Source organism: Nitrosomonas eutropha (assembly GCF_003201195.1).
Taxonomy (GTDB): Bacteria; Pseudomonadota; Gammaproteobacteria; order Burkholderiales; family Nitrosomonadaceae; genus Nitrosomonas; species Nitrosomonas eutropha.
On the sequence record NZ_QICQ01000015.1, the window covers coordinates 42,652 to 57,631 of the forward strand.

The 14,980-nt window shown below is 50.5% G+C and carries 12 protein-coding genes; 5 read left to right on the forward strand and 7 right to left on the reverse strand.

Translation table 11 applies throughout. The features are described from left to right. Positions 1-13: 13 nt before the first annotated feature. Together fghA and C8R14_RS07035 are read right to left on the reverse strand one after the other, a co-directional pair. The gene (gene fghA, locus C8R14_RS07030) at positions 14-883 is read right to left on the reverse strand and encodes an S-formylglutathione hydrolase (protein WP_011634440.1); all 870 of its coding nucleotides are present in this window, start codon (positions 881-883) and stop codon (positions 14-16) included. Between the two features lie 12 nt (positions 884-895). Beyond that, on the reverse strand, positions 896-2,002 hold the full coding sequence (locus C8R14_RS07035; protein WP_110332590.1) for an S-(hydroxymethyl)glutathione dehydrogenase/class III alcohol dehydrogenase: 1,107 nt from the start codon (positions 2,000-2,002) through the stop codon (positions 896-898). A 210-nt stretch (positions 2,003-2,212) separates the two neighbouring features. Here C8R14_RS07035 and ftsH point away from each other — a divergent pair, with 210 nt between their 5' ends. Further along, positions 2,213-4,066, forward strand: a complete 1,854-nt coding sequence (gene ftsH / locus C8R14_RS07040) for an ATP-dependent zinc metalloprotease FtsH (protein ID WP_011634438.1) — start codon at positions 2,213-2,215, stop codon at positions 4,064-4,066. On the opposite strand, the gene C8R14_RS07045 is transcribed toward ftsH, so the two are convergent. Next, complete coding sequence (locus C8R14_RS07045) at positions 4,055-4,501, reverse strand: DUF3293 domain-containing protein (RefSeq protein ID WP_041353764.1); 447 nt, start codon at positions 4,499-4,501, stop codon at positions 4,055-4,057. The genes ftsH and C8R14_RS07045 overlap by 12 nt on opposite strands. An 85-nt stretch (positions 4,502-4,586) precedes the next feature. On the opposite strand from C8R14_RS07045, the gene C8R14_RS07050 reads away from it, so the two are divergent. Together C8R14_RS07050 and C8R14_RS07055 are read left to right on the forward strand one after the other, a co-directional pair. Further along, positions 4,587-5,306 (forward strand): c-type cytochrome, encoded by a 720-nt coding sequence (locus C8R14_RS07050; protein WP_011634436.1) that lies wholly within the window; start codon positions 4,587-4,589, stop codon positions 5,304-5,306. After that, a complete protein-coding gene (locus tag C8R14_RS07055) occupies positions 5,303-6,580 on the forward strand; it encodes a c-type cytochrome (RefSeq protein ID WP_011634435.1) in 1,278 nt (425 codons plus the stop codon). Before C8R14_RS07050 ends, C8R14_RS07055 begins: the two co-directional genes overlap by 4 nt. An 88-nt stretch (positions 6,581-6,668) precedes the next feature. Here C8R14_RS07055 and C8R14_RS07060 read toward each other — a convergent pair whose 3' ends face one another. Next, the gene (locus C8R14_RS07060; protein WP_258332808.1) at positions 6,669-7,694 is read right to left on the reverse strand and encodes a TolB-like translocation protein; all 1,026 of its coding nucleotides are present in this window, start codon (positions 7,692-7,694) and stop codon (positions 6,669-6,671) included. A gap of 258 nt (positions 7,695-7,952) precedes the next feature. Between C8R14_RS07060 and C8R14_RS07065 the strand changes: the two genes are divergently transcribed. Next, positions 7,953-11,351 (forward strand): M20/M25/M40 family metallo-hydrolase, encoded by a 3,399-nt coding sequence (locus tag C8R14_RS07065; RefSeq protein ID WP_011634433.1) that lies wholly within the window; start codon positions 7,953-7,955, stop codon positions 11,349-11,351. Between the two features lie 25 nt (positions 11,352-11,376). Further along, positions 11,377-11,811 carry a glycine zipper family protein gene (locus C8R14_RS07070; protein ID WP_011634432.1) on the forward strand — a complete coding sequence of 145 codons (435 nt, stop codon included), beginning with the start codon at positions 11,377-11,379 and terminating at the stop codon, positions 11,809-11,811. 183 nt (positions 11,812-11,994) lie between these two features. On the opposite strand, the gene C8R14_RS07075 is transcribed toward C8R14_RS07070, so the two are convergent. The 3 genes from C8R14_RS07075 to C8R14_RS07090 all read right to left on the reverse strand — a co-directional run. Next, a complete protein-coding gene (locus C8R14_RS07075; RefSeq protein ID WP_011634431.1) occupies positions 11,995-13,611 on the reverse strand; it encodes a dihydroxyacetone kinase subunit DhaK in 1,617 nt (538 codons plus the stop codon). 195 nt (positions 13,612-13,806) lie between these two features. Further along, on the reverse strand, positions 13,807-14,277 hold the full coding sequence (locus C8R14_RS07080; RefSeq protein WP_011634430.1) for a VOC family protein: 471 nt from the start codon (positions 14,275-14,277) through the stop codon (positions 13,807-13,809). A 451-nt stretch (positions 14,278-14,728) separates the two neighbouring features. Next, positions 14,729-14,980, reverse strand: a 252-nt coding sequence (locus C8R14_RS07090) for an integrase core domain-containing protein (protein ID WP_146208363.1), incomplete at its 5' end; no start/stop codon positions are given.

Here is a 14,980-nt window from a genome sequence, read left to right on the forward strand (position 1 = left end):
AATCCAGATTGAATCAACCTGCTGAATCAGCCGGATCCAACGTCAGGAAAGTGTGGTGATGTCGCAAATGATCTTCAATAAAAGTGCTGATAAAAAAGTAGCTGTGATCATAGCCAGCATGGCGACGCAAAATAATGGGCTGTTCAGCTTGCTGACAGGCGGCTTCAAAATAGCTGGGATGTAATTGCTCAGCAAGAAAAGGATCGTCTAGTCCCTGATCAATTAACGGGGTTGGTAGTCGGTGACCAGATTCGATCAGAGCGGTTGCATCGTGTTTATGCCAGCTTTCTGGCGATTTCCCCAGGTAACGACTGAATGCCTTTTGTCCCCAAGGGCAGTGAATGGGGGCTGCTATCGGCGCAAAGGCAGAAACTGACTGGTACAGCTCAGGGTGGCGTAACGCCAGGGTTAACGCACCATGTCCTCCCATTGAATGTCCTGAAATTCCCACACTTTTCGGATCAACTGGAAATTGACCCAGTATGATGTTGTACAGCTCTTGTGTCACATAGCTTTCCATGTGAAAGTATTTGGACCAGGGGGATTCTATGGCATCAAGATAGAACCCGGCGCCTGATCCAAATTCCCAATCATCCGCTTCACCAGGAATGCCGGTATTGCGTGGGCTGGTATCCATACTGACCAGCATCAGCCCGAGCTCGGCAGCATAACGTTGTGCACCGGCCTTAATCATGAAAGTTTCTTCTGTACAGGTCAGCCCGGCTAGAAAAAACAGTACGGGTAAACGCTGCTCACCGGCTTCGGGCGGCACATACACTGAGAAGCGCATCGGTAAGCCGATAATTTCTGAATGATGCTGATAATAACTTTGAAGACCACCAAAACAGCGGTGCTGGCTGCGAATTTCCAGTTTGATTGTCATTTTTTTAAGTCATCAGTAAATTACAACAGAACGAATAGATTTTCCGGCTTCCATCAATTTGAAACCTTCGTTGATGTCTTCCAGTTTCAGGGTGTGTGTAATCAGCGGATCAATACTGATTTTTCCCTCCATATACCAGTCAACAATACGTGGTACATCCGAGCGGCCACGTGCGCCACCAAAAGCAGTACCCTCCCATTTTCTACCAGTCACCAGCTGAAATGGGCGGGTACTGATCTCGGCGCCAGCTTCTGCTACACCAATAATGATACTGCGCCCCCAGCCTCTGTGTGTGCATTCCAGCGCTTGGCGCATAACAGTGGTATTGCCGATAGATTCAAAGCTGTAATCTGCACCTCCATCCGTCAGCTGTATTACTGCATCCACCACGTTTTCTACTTCCTTCGGGTTGATGAAATGGGTCATGCCGAATTGTCGGCCTAATGCTTCCCGCTCCGGATTGATATCAACTCCGATAATCTTGTCCGCACCGACCATGCGCGCACCCTGAATAACATTCAGGCCGATGCCGCCTAGCCCGAATACAGCGACGTTTGCACCCGTTTCTACTTTGGCGGTGAACAATACCGCACCAATACCGGTGGTCACCCCGCAGCCGATGTAGCAGGCTTTGTCAAAAGGGGCATCTTCACGAATCTTAGCCAGAGCAATCTCAGGGACAACGATGTAATTAGAAAAAGTTGAAGTGCCCATATAGTGCATAATGGGTTTGCCGTTGAGCGAGAAGCGCGAAGTGCCGTCCGGCATCAGGCCGCGCCCTTGTGTCGCACGGATCGCCTGACATAAGTTGGTTTTACGCGAAAGACAAGATTTGCATTCCCGACATTCCGGTGTGTACAAGGGAATCACATGATCACCCGGGCGCAGTGATTTGACATCTGTACCCGTTTCAACCACAACTCCGGCACCTTCGTGGCCAAGAATTGCAGGGAACAGGCCTTCCGGATCAGCGCCGGAAAGTGTGTAGTAATCAGTATGGCAGATACCCGTGGCTTTAACTTCAATCAGCACCTCTCCCGCGCGCGGAGCGGCAAGATCAACCTCTTCAATGGTAAGGGGCTGGCCAGCCTGCCAGGCAACTGCTGCATGTGTTTTCATGACGGAGATCATCCTTTTAGGAGAAGTTTGATGAAAGCAGTCATTGTATGTGACTGACACGGCCGTGCAATCTAGTTCTTTGCGAAAGGCCGGATGAAAGGTAAGTGTACCATTTCTCGGTTTTAGATCGACAAAATTGGGTATGATTTAGCAACTTGCGAACCCGATTTCTGAAAAAATAAAATCAGACAAACAAAGAAAGGAGGATTCATGAAAAACCAGTCGCCGGTGGATAAGAAGACACAGATTAACTTCTGGTATGTGTTGATCGCGGTAACCAGCATTCTCTTCATCCAAAATCTTTACACACAATATACAAAAATTGAGCCAATTCCCTACAGTCGCTTTCAGACATTACTGGAGGAGGACAAGGTAGCGGAAGTAGCTATTACTGATCAACAGATCTTTGGCAAACTCAAGGATACTTCTGGTGAGAAATTTACCGAATTTGTCACCACGCGGGTTGAATCGGATCTGGCGGAGATGCTAGACAAACATAGTGTTACCTATACTGGCGTGGTGCAAAGCACCTGGTTGCGCGATATTCTTTCCTGGATAGTGCCGATGGCAATTTTTATTGGTATCTGGCTGTTTATTATCCGGCGGATGAATAAAGGAATGATGGGAAGCGGGTTGATGTCGATTGGCAAAAGCCGTGCCAAGGTTTATGTTGAGCAAGAAACAAAAGTCACTTTTGCCAATGTTGCCGGAGTGGATGAGGCTAAGGAAGAATTGATGGAAATCGTCAATTTCCTTAGAAATCCCTCTGAATACAGTCGATTAGGAGGAAGAGCGCCCAAAGGTATTTTACTGGTTGGCCCACCCGGCACGGGTAAAACCTTATTGGCGCGTGCGGTGGCAGGGGAGGCAGGCGTACCGTTCTTCTCGATTTCCGGTTCAGAATTTGTCGAAATGTTCGTCGGGGTGGGTGCCGCCAGAGTGCGTGATCTGTTCGAGCAAGCACGCCAGATGGCACCCGCCATCATCTTCATCGATGAATTGGATGCACTGGGGCGTGCACGCGGAGCAGGCGGATTTGGTGGCCATGATGAAAAAGAACAGACACTGAATCAATTGTTAGCCGAGTTGGATGGGTTTGATCCTTCCGGCGGCATTGTTTTGCTCGCAGCCACTAATCGTCCCGAAATCCTGGATGCTGCCTTGCTGCGTGCCGGGCGTTTTGATCGACAGGTACTGGTAGATCGGCCTGATAAAAAGGGTCGTCAACAGATTCTGGCTGTGCACATTGGTAAAATTACGTTGGCATCAGATGTTAATACCGAGCAGATAGCGGCGCTGACGCCTGGTTTTACCGGTGCAGATTTAGCTAATCTGATTAATGAAGCTGCGCTGTTGGCGACCCGACGTGATGCAACAGCCGTGGCCATGGAAGATTTTAACAATGCAATCGAGCGTATCGTGGCCGGTCTGGAAAAACGTAACCGACTGATTAATCCTGACGAAAGGCGTACAGTTGCCTACCACGAACTGGGCCATACCCTGGTGGCGCTTGCTCTGCCTGGATCGGATGAAGTACATAAAGTTTCGATTATTCCACGCGGAATCGGTGCGCTGGGTTACACCATTCAACGCCCCACCGAGGATCGCTATCTTATGACGTGCAAGGAATTGGAAAACAAGATGGCGGTATTGCTGGGTGGGCGTGCGGCGGAGCAACTGGTATTCAGTGAGATTTCCACTGGCGCTTCCGATGATCTGGCACGTGCCACTGATATCGCTCGTGCGATGGTGTTGCGCTATGGTATGAGCGAGGCAATCGGAAATGTGGTTTATGATCGGGAGCAAATGACGTATCTGCAAACCAATTACCCGATGCCACAAAGCCGTGACTATAGTGAGGAAACCGCTCACAAGATCGATCTGACAGTACGTACACTACTCGATCAAGCGCTTGAGCGTGCGATTAAAATTCTGGATATGAATCGAGCGTTACTTGATCAAACTGCGGTGCAATTACTGGAAACTGAAACATTGAATGAGCCGGAAATAGAAGAGTTGAAGCGTAGCATCCTTGTTGAGGAAACTGTCTCTTCAGCGCAGTAAAACTAATCGGGAGATTGCGTCAGTATTCATCCAGATGATTGCATTCTGTCCAAACGCATGTCCGATTGTTCTGGCTGTGGCAAGATCGATCCCCAATGCGAGAAAACCTGCTTCGGCAGGCCATTCTCCGGCGGGATCGATACTCTCTCCCGGGTATAGGTGCTTTGAATAGCCGGCAAGTTGCTTGTACAACTGGATCGTGGCAGACTGATTTTCTTCAGGCGTTACCATTTGGCTGGCGGGGTTACAGGCGGTGATATACGCTGCATTCTGGTTCCCGGTTGCCTGTAGTAGTGTTGCAACAGACTTGGATTGGCTGCCAATACGCAGCATGATCAAGCGGGTTGTATCAATCCTTATCTGGTACCAGGCAGCAAGGTAATTACTGACCAGTTCTTTTGAAAGTATAGTTGGCTTTGTGTTTCTATCCTGCAAAATGGCCTGATTCCAATCTGGACTTTCAGATAAAAATGCAGGAGTATTTCGTTTATTTTGATAACTTTTCACCAGTTGAGTGTAAATGAAATTTATTGTTTTTATTCTATTATGGGCGATCGTCGGCTCGGCCAATGCACTAGAGCTGGGGGCATCTGAAATTCCTGATACGCTGGAGCAGCGTGTCAAGCCTTGTATTATTTGCCATGGTGATGAGGACAGAGCAGGGCGGGATGCATATTATCCGCGTATCGCGGGTAAACCTGCTGGTTATCTATTCAATCAGTTGCGCAATTTCCGTGATGGGCGACGTTATTACCAAGCAATGGCGATTTTGCTGGAAAATATGTCTGATGACTATCTGCTTGAAATTGCCCATTATTTCTCCTCCCTGAAATATCCCTATCCACAACCGACAGCAAACACACTTTCACCCGATGAAACACAGGCAGTGGAAACGCTGATTCATTCGGGCGACCCTGACCGGGATATTCCCGCCTGTAGTGCCTGTCACGGTAAGGCATTAACAGGGACGAAACCCTTTATTCCCAGTTTGCTGGGTTTGCCGCATGCCTATCTGGCTGCTCAATTTGGCGGCTGGCGCAACGGTGGAATCATGCGTGGACAAACACCAGATTGTATGTCTGAAATAGCCAAAAAAATGACGCAGAAGGAAGTAAATGCGTTGGCCATGTGGCTGCCTACCCAGCCAGTAACGGGTGAGCCCGCAGAAATGGAAGAGCTGACTCCGGAACTTATGCAGCGTTGTCATACGATTTTATCTGGAGAGGGCTTTATCCAATGAAATTATCAAATAAATTCAAATTTACCGGGAGACGGCAAACTATTATTTTTGCAGCGAGCCTACTGTTGCCATTGTCAGTTGTTGCTGCAAACCAGTTTCCAGCCCCAGATGCTGAGCAAGTTAAGCGTGGCGAATATCTGTCGCGTGCTGCGAATTGCATGGGCTGCCACACGACCCGAGGCGGAGAGCCTTACGCTGGCGGACGTACACTGAAAACACCATTTGGTGAATTTGTAACACCAAACATCACGCCGGATAATGAAACTGGCATTGGTCGCTGGAGTGGTGAAGATTTCTGGCAGGCACTTCATTTCGGGAAAGGGCGCGATGGCAGCTATCTGTACCCTGTCTTTCCCTATACCGAATATACAAAGGTCACGCGCGAGGATGCAGATGCCATATTCGCTTATCTGCGTTCATTGAAGCCGGTTGCGCAGACCAATCCGCCACACAAGATCAACCCGCCCTACGATAACCAGTTTCTGCTGTTCCTGTGGCGGACATGGTACTTTAAGGAGGGGGTGCATGAGCCGGATAATTCCAAAAGCGAAGAATGGAATCGCGGTAACTACCTGGTACAAGGGCTTGGGCATTGTAATGCCTGCCATACCCCGCGCAATGTATGGGGTGCCACTCAGGATAGCAAGCTGGCAGGGGGTGAAATCATGGGGACCTACTGGTATGCCCCTTCGCTGATTTCTCCATTGGAAGCGGGGGTAGGGGAATGGTCAATAGATGAAATCGTCAAACTTTTGTCCACCGGTATAAACAAGCATGCGGTAACTTCCGGCCCCATGGCCACTGTTGTTCGGCAAAGCCTGCAATATCTGTCTCCTGAAGATATACGTGCCATGGCGGTTTACTTGCAATCTATTGGTGAGAAGCGTAGCAGGAATGAGGCACTGAAAAAAATCCCACCCATGCCGGAACGAGTCAGCAAATATCTGGCACTGGGGAAACCGGTATATGAAAAACATTGTCAAGGTTGTCACGGTGAATCAGGAGAAGGCGTGCCGGGCATTTATCCACCGCTGGCAGGTAATCGTAATGTTACTATGACTTCACCACACAACACCATTCGCAGCGTGCTGTATGGCGGGTTTCCTCCCGTCACGGCGGGTAATCCGCGCCCTTACGGCATGCCGCCTTTCCAGCACATCATTCGCGACAATGAAATTGCCTGGGTGGTTTCCTACATCAGAAATACCTGGGGAAATCTTGGCAGTTTGGTAAGCCCGGAAGAAGTTGATAGCAGCCGGGGAAATGAGTTCTGAAGCCGGGCTGGGTTGACGTTGGCTGACAGTTTTATTTTTTACAACTGTCAGCCAGACTAAACAACCACTGATTTTAACCAATAGTTATTTATTTCAACCCCAGACTTTCCAGTGCTTTTTCATGGTTCCATTTGCCATGAAAAAGATGGCCTTTTTTATCAGGTGTGCGATCGCTGGTCCAGGTGATGTACTGGCCATCCGGTGTAAATACCGGTAGACCATCAAATCCTTCTTCCTCTGTTACTCGTACGGGCTCTTTCTTGCTGTCAACATCAACGACGTAGAGCTCAAAATTCCGGTGCCCCTCAACGTTGGCTGCGAAAATAATGTACTGATTGGATGGGTGGTAAAAAGGTGCCCAGGACATTTTATTGAGCCGGGTAAGTTGCTTTTGATCCGATCCATCAATATTCATGGTGAATATTTCTGCTTCTTGCCCATTTTCCGAGAAACGACGCCAGACGATCCTTTTTCCATCCGGACTGAAGAACGGGCCACCGTCATAGCGGTTGGTATGCGTCAGTCTTTTTACATTGGAACCATCTGCATCCATGATGTAAATATCGATTAGGGAAGAAGGGTTATTGTTGAACAGTGCAGTTTCTTCTTCGGTAAGCGGCTCGCTGTAAGCCCGGCGGTTGGAGGCAAATGCAATCAGCTTGCCATCTGGCGACCAGGAAGCCTCTGCATCATATCCTTTGGTATTGGTGAGATTTTTGATATTTTTACCTTCAAAATCGGCTTCATAGATATCATAGAATTCGTCATAATCCCAGGCATACGCCCTGCGTTGGCCAGATTTTCTTTGCTCAATCTCAGCAACCATCTTGGCTTTTGCTTCGGGATCGTCATGGGTTGAAGAAAACAACACCTTCTCCTGGGAAGGATGTACCCACGAACAAGTGGTTTTGCCAATACCAGGTGAAATCTGCTGCACATTCTCGTTGGCAAGATTTTTCAGATAAATCTGGTAAAAAGGATTCTCACCAGCAACTTCTGCCTGATAAACCAGCCAGTTACCATCAGCACGGTAATACCCTTCACCTGACCTGACTTCCTGCCCCGAAACTTGTTTGGCATCGGTAATGAAACCGGCTGCTCCTGCCTGAGCCATAACAAGAAAAAGGCGGTTGCCAGTAAATTACGAGCAAATGGCAGGCCACCGGAAAGGTTGATTGGCTGTGTAAAATTTTTCATTTGGTTCATAATCCTCGTCAGTAAATAAAAATCATTTAAGCATAGTTCCCGTAAAAAGATAAGCAAAGGTAAGCGAACCCACCCGTTACAAGGGCATCATAATAAAGAATCATCAAACCAGCCCGAACGATCTGGTTCGCTATTCAATTCAGTTTCCGATAATTTTTAATCAGTTATGACACTCCCAATCCGTTTTTTTATCCTGTGCTGCTTCATCTTTATCAACCTGCTTTGTAGTGTGCTTGTGCTGGCTAATGACCAGACATTTCACCACCGGATGGAAATCATACTCTCGCCGGACACCTCGAAAATTCAGGTCAAGGATCAGATTCATGTCCCAAAACATGTGCTCAATCCAACAGCAGCTACTCGTCTGGAATTCAGCTTGCATGCGGGTTTATCGGTTACAGTAAATAAAGGAGTAGATATTGTCGCCCGAACAGCTGATGTGGTTGCGGGCTATGCCGGCCCGGTACCGCTGAAGCGTTACACTATAACGTTACCGGCAGGGCAGGAATCTTTCTCACTGGCTTTTAACGGACAGATTCACCATGCAGTGCGTGATCCCAGTCTGGAATACGCACGCAGCTTTAGCTATTCGCCTGGATTGATTTCGGAAGAAGGCGTGTTTCTGGCCAACTCAACTGCCTGGTATCCCCGGTTTGATGAAGATATGGTGTCATTTCACCTGAATATTCAGCTGCCAGCCGGTTGGGATGTTGTCAGCCAGGGAAAACTGTTGCAGGAGCAGACCACAGCAACCACCCGGCATGTTATCTGGGAAGAAAACCATCCGCAGGATGATATTTATCTGGTTGCCGGGCGCTATCAGCGTTACCAGCAAACAGCCGGGCCGGTCGAGGCCTATGTTTATCTACGCAGCGCGGATGAGGCATTGGCACAAAAATATCTGGATGCCACCGGGCAATACATCGCCATGTACAGCAAGCTGATCGGGCCTTACCCCTATGCAAAGTTTGCACTGGTCGAAAACTTCTGGGAAACCGGTTACGGCATGCCTTCGTTTACCTTGCTGGGACCGCGAGTCGTGCGTTTTCCTTTCATTCTGCATACCTCCTATCCGCATGAAATTTTGCATAACTACTGGGGTAACGGCGTATTTGTTGATTACCGCAAAGGTAATTGGTCAGAAGGATTGACTGCTTATCTGGCCGATCATCTCGTCAGCGAACAGAGTGGCAAGGGAGAAGAATACCGTCGCGATGTGTTGCAAAAATATGCTGATTTTGTCAACAAGGAAAAGGATTTTCCAATTGTCCAGTTTACTTCGCGCCATAGTCCCAGTACGGAAGCCATTGGTTATGGCAAAACCATGATGCTGTTTCACATGTTGCGGCAGGAGCTGGGGGATCAAGACTTTACCCGGGTGCTGCGCACCTTCTACCAGCAATACCAGTTCAAACAAGCCACGTTTGAAGATCTGCTGACAACTTTTAATACCCAAACCGGCAGGGATTTTTCTTCGTTCTTTCAGCAATGGGTGTATCAGAGTGGTGCGCCTGATCTGCTGCTGGAAAGCGCCCAGGCTGAACCTGTAGGCAATGGGTTCAGGCTTAAAGCCGTTGTTAAGCAAACCCAACCAGGTGTTCCTTATCAATTGAGTGTGCCGGTGGCAATTCATCTGGAAGGGGAAACGGCTGCTCGACAGAGTCAAATTAAAATCGATCAGCCAGGTAATGTTATTGAAATGGATTTCCCGGCACGTCCGGTACGTATTGATATTGATCCCCAGTTTGATGTATTCCGGCGTTTGGATAATCGCGAGATTCCTTCCGCCTTATCGCAAGGTTTTGGTGCAGAAACCCCCTTGCTGATCTTGCCTTCCAACGTCAGTGAAGAACTGATGCAAGCTTATCAATCGCTGGCCACTAATTGGCAGAAAACGCAAGCCGGTTCGCTGGAAATTGTCCGGGATGATCAACTGCAAGCATTGCCTGCTGATCGCACAATCTGGGTTCTGGGCTGGCAAAACAAGTTCAGCAACCAATTGATTGATTCCCTGGCAGAGCAAGGCGTAGCCAGAAAAGAAGGCACACTGCAGCTAAGCGGTAAAATCTGGCAACAGAGCAGGCACGCTGTGGTACTGACCACACGCCAACCGACCAATCCGGATTTAACCCTGCTATGGGTGGCAGCCGATCAGCCCGCAGCGATTGCAGAACTGGCCAGAAAATTGCCGCATTACCGCAAATACAGCTATCTGGTATTTGAAGGAGATGAGCTGAATAACATCAGCAAGGGGCAATGGCCAATCACCCATTCACCGCTGACGCAGCTGATCACCCAAAAAGATAACGCGACGTTTACCTCGAATCACGTCGGTACACTGGCACCGCGTCATGCATTGGCAGAATTGCCGCCGTTGTTTTCAGAAAGTCGCATGTTGAAGGATATTACATTTCTGGCCAGCGAAGCATTCAAGGGGCGCGAGCTGGGCAGCCCAGAGCTGGATAAGGTAGCGGAGTATATTGCACAACAATTCCAGCAGGCAGGGTTGCAACCCGGAGGAGAAGGTAAAAGCTATTTTCAGACTTGGCAGCAGGATGTTGGCGTGCCCAAAGGCAAAATCGCACTGCGTAACGTCATCGGCATTCTGCCAGGCACTAATCCGCAACTGGACGGGCAAAGTCTGGTGATTGGCGCGCATTATGATCACCTTGGTATGGGCTGGCCAGATGTACGCGCCGCCAATCGTGGCAAGATTCATTATGGTGCGGATGATAATGCCAGCGGTATTGCCGTCATGCTCGAACTGGCACGGCAGGTTGCAACCAAATGGCAACCGCAACGTACTATCATTTTTATTGCTTTTACCGGTGAAGAAGCCGGTCTGCTGGGCTCAACCCATTATCTTGACAATCCATTATCCGGTTATCCATCGGAAAAAATCATTGCCATGCTCAATCTGGATACCGTTGGCCGACTGGGAAATAACCCCGTCACGCTGTTTGGCACGGGTACGGCACGTGAGCTAGTGCATGTTTTCCGGGGTGCCGGTTTTGTTACCGGTATTCCTGTCAACCCTGTGGCGAGCGATTTTGGTTCCAGCGATCAGGCAGCTTTCATCAAGGCGGGAATACCAGCAGTCCAGTTCTTTGGTGGCGCGCACGAGGATTACCACGCGCCGGGCGATACTGTCGATAAAATCGATACCGCCGGGTTGATCAAAGTGGCAGCCATTCTCAAAGAAGGTGCTGAATATCTAGCCAATCGCATCGAGCCGCTGACCGCCATGCTTGATACACAGCCATCCCGTTTAACACAGACGCCTGCGCAGACAAATGCCAAACGTAAAATCATCCTTGGCACCGTGCCGGATTTTTCCTGGCAGGGGGAGGGTGTACGAGTGGAAGATATTATTGCCGATTCCCCGGCACAACAAGCGCAGCTACAGCCGGGCGATATTTTGATTGAGCTGGCAGGACAACCCATCATCAACCTGAAGTCGTATGCAGCTATTCTCACAACCATGAAAGCAGGAGAAAAAGTAGTGCTGCAATTTCAGCGGGGAAAAGAGCTTAAGACAATCAAAATCACACCAGTTGAACGCTAATATCAGAAATCAGGAGTGGAATACTATGATCAGCACATCAGGAAAAATAGTGGGAATCGGAATAGTACTATCAGGACTGTCTGCCTGTGCAAGCTATCAGCCTGTGCTGTATCCCAATGCTTACTATCAGTCTGTCGGAAGAACTATTGCAGACCGGGATATCAGAGAATGCAGACAACTGGCTGAATCAGCCGGAGCAAGGGAAGGAAGCGGAAGCACTGGCAATACAGCAAGAAGAACAGCTGTTGGTGCAGGCGCCGGCGCAGCCAGTGGAGCAGTTGGCGGAGCCATTGCTGGTGCTCCCGGACGTGGCGCTATGGTTGGTGCTGCCAGCGGCGCTACCTGGGGATTATTGTCAGGTATGTTTGGTTCTGGTACGTCGCAGCCAGCTTCAGCCTATATGAATTTTGTAAACCGCTGTTTACGTGAAAAAGGTTACGAAGTGACTGGCTGGCAATAAGCTGATGTCGCTTCGTGGCGCGGCTTAATTCAGGCATTAGGTTTCATGAGAAAGCAGTACCACCTTCGAAATAGCAGGCAAGGGATTTTGGCCTGGGACGTTAACAATCTCATTCGTCTGACAGCGGATCTGATAGTGACGTAGTTTCATTACATGTTTTAAATAGATGCTTACTATCTAAAATTAGGCCAAGTGTTCAAACAGTCGCGCGACCGCCTCAGCACCTGGATCAGCGTGACCGACCAAATGCTTGGCATTGACATAGGAAGCGCGACCAACATTCGCCACACTCATGTGGGCAGTGCGATCGGCACCTGCACGCGCGGCTTTCGCCGCTTCGGACAGGCTCTCTTCCAGGGCATCAAGAGCCGGCGCAAGGGCATCGACCATGGTGCGGTCACCCGGACGTGCCCCGCCGATCTCCTGCATTCTCCGCAGTCCGGCCTGCAACGCTTCGTACATTGGCAAGCCGCTTGACGCGGCGTCGCCCGTTGCGGCGAAGAAGATCGCGAGGAGCACACCGAACGAGCCTCCCATGGTTTTGGAAAGCTCCAAGCCAATAGCGCGATAGAGTTGGGTATGGTCGGCAAGCGGCAATCGGTCCATGGCGCTGATCAGGGCGCGTGCCGCGCCGGCTAGCGTGCTTCCGGTGTCGCCATCGCCTGACTTCGCGTCGAGCGCGTTGAGGTCGTTCTCAGCGGCGATCAGAACCTCGCAGCATCTGGTCAGGAACTCCCTGGTCGGCTTGTGCTGCGAGGGCATCGGAACGACAGGCGTCAGGCCGTCCGGAAGCGCCTGAATAGCGACCTGGCCCAGCCGGGAGACCCGCGGCCATGCTGCCAGCGGCGTGTGCTGCTTGAGCAGGGCGATCTCGGTATCGTCGGCAGGATAGACCGAAATCGAAAAGCCGTGCATGTCGAGAGATGTCATCATGGCCGCCGGCCCGATGACGTGGGTTATCCGCTCGCCAATCGCTGACCGCTGGATTTCGTTGAGGATGATCGACATCTCGATGATCGACGTGCCGCCGAGATTGTTGACCATAGCGACATGCGGCTTTTCTTCCATTGCAACTGACAGGTGCTCGACCATGGCAGCGACAGCTTCGCTCGCGCCCTTGAACTCGACCTGCTCAACTCCGGCTTCACCGTGAATGCCAAGCCCAAGCTCGGCCATGCCGGGCGGGATGCGATCTTCCTTTGGTGAACCTGGGATGGTGCAGGTGCTGAGCGACATGCCAATACTTTTTGTCTTTGACACAACCTTGCGTGCGGCCGCGGCGACGTGCGCCAAGTCGGCACCATTTTCGGCCAACGCGCCGGCTATCTTGTGGACAAAAAGCGTGCCAGCAACGCCGCGGGCTTGGGGCAAGCCTGGCAACGCCACATCATCGTCGACGATAACTATCTCGACAATCAAGCCAAACTGGCGAGCGCGCTCAGCCGCCAGCCCGAAATTCAATCGGTCACCGGTATAATTCTTGACGATGAGCAGGCAACCGGACGATCCTGTCACGGCAAGGATGCCTGCCAGTACTGCATCGACTGTCGGCGAGGCGAAGATGTCGCCGCACACCGCAGCCGTCAGCATCCCTTCCCCGACGAAACCCGCATGTGCCGGTTCGTGGCCTGATCCACCTCCCGAAATCAACGCGACCTTGGACTTGTCCCAGTCATTGCGTACAACCACCCGTATATGCGGATAGCCGTCGAGCCGCGCCAGCTTACCGCCAGACGCCGCGATCAGGCCATCGACGGCTTCGGTGACGATGCTTTCTTTGCTGTTGATGAACTGGGCCATGTTTTCAGATCTGTTGCAAAAAATAATTTGTGATAAAAATGAATTTAAAAGTTATTAAAAGATATTTAGTTAAGGGTCTTAGGATGTTTAGTCCCACGGTGTGCTGGTGTAACATATAACCAACTACGGAGGGATGATTTATGGGACGATTCCTCACAAAGTAAAAACCTTGAATGAATTTTAGGCCGCGGACTTCTAGTCACGAACTGCTGCTGCTTCAATTGCAGCGATGTCAATTTTCTTTTGCTTCATCATGGCTGCCATCGCTTTGGCAGAAACATTCTTGTCTGCATTCATCGTCAATTCCGTTAGTCTTCTCGGGAAAATCTGCCACGAAACCCCGTAGCGATCTTTCAGCCAGCCGCAGACGCTTTCCTCGCCACCATCTGCGGTCAGCGCGGTCCACAGTCGATCAGTCTCGGCCTGATCGGCCGTTTCGACCGAAATCGATACTGCCTCAGTTAAGGTGAAATGCGGCCCAGCGTCGAGAATCTGGTAAGGCACCCCGCCGAGCGAGAAATCAATTACCGAGAAAGGGCCATTTCCGGCATCGCCAGAAAAGGTCCTCTCGACTCGGCTTCCCGGGATCAGAGAGCAGTAGAATTCTGCGGCTTCGCGGCCTCGCCCGTCTCGGAACCAGAGACAAGTACGGATAGAGCTGGACATAGTGTTACTCCTGGTGTGAGTAGGTCAATTACTGCGGCCTAACGGTTGAACTAAGCCGCAACGGGCAGCGCAGCGGTCGTACGAGGCAAGGAAACACTTTAGCGTGAACGAAGCAAGACCCGCAAGCCCGTTGTCGGCTTGAGTGATTGGTTATGCAGCAGATTGAGGTTCATTCATACCCAATCTGCGGACGAGAGCCAGGAAAGTCGCCCAATGGTCTCGACGGACAATGAGCTTCTCCTCAACAATCATAGCATTTTCCAAAATATTGGCTACGCGGTACCCATAGATCGACTTGAATGTCTTTAGGTCAATCAGCTTCTCGCTAAGCATGACTTCGCAGTGCTCGAAGAGGCCCATGTATGCTTCTACATCAGCCCATTCTTCCGCCGTGCTTGGGCCAGTGCCAGCATGAATCGTCCCGGGTTTTGAGGAGGCTGTTTGGTTAAAGTCAAGCCACCGGAATGGCTTCCCTGGCGAATTGCCTATAGTAGTTTACCTCAGCTTCTGCGGGAGGGATGTAACCGATTGGTTCCAGCAGCCGCTGGTTGTTGAACCAGGCTACCCATTCCAGCGTTGCCAGCTCCACGGCCTCCCTGGTTTTCCAGGGGGCGCGCTTGTGAATCAATTCTGTTTTGTACAGCCCATTGATGGTTTCTGCCAGCGCGTTGTCGTAGCTGTCGCCCTTGCTGCCGACCGAGGG